1 protein-coding gene is annotated in these 428 nt (G+C 58.4%); it reads left to right on the top strand.

Annotation, left to right across the window (positions count from 1 at the left end):
* Positions 1-428 (top strand): RraA family protein (locus tag BKN05_RS11945; RefSeq protein ID WP_502686339.1); only part of this gene is annotated, 428 nt, incomplete at both ends.

Here is a 428-nt window from a genome sequence, read left to right as displayed (position 1 = left end):
GCAGGATTACCACCTGTCGGCCAAGAAGACAGCGACAACACAGCAGAATCCGAGCAGGCTCTGCCCGCAGAACTCGTCGACAAGCTCAAGAAAACCCCAACCGCCGGGCTGTCTGCGCAATTACGCAAACATGGCATCAACCAGTCCGTGATCGAGGGCGTATACCCACAGACAAAAGGCACCAAGCTGGTTGGCCGTGCGCGTACGCTGCGCTTTGTGGCAGGCCGCGAAGACCTGTTTACAAAGCACGGCGGCGGCCTGAACGAGCAAAAGAAAGTTTTCGATACCGTTCGCGAAGGCGAAGTCATCGTCATCGAAGGCCGTCAAGAACCAGGTTCGGGCACGCTCGGCGATATTTTGGCGCTGCGGGCACAAACCCGCGGTGCTGCAGGCGTGGTCACTGATGGTGGAGTGCGTGACTATGAAGC

The organism is Corynebacterium sp. S5S1 (genome assembly GCF_001913985.1).
Classification (GTDB): domain Bacteria; phylum Actinomycetota; class Actinomycetes; order Mycobacteriales; family Mycobacteriaceae; genus Corynebacterium; species Corynebacterium marquesiae.
This window is presented reverse-complemented; position numbering and strand designations above follow the sequence as displayed.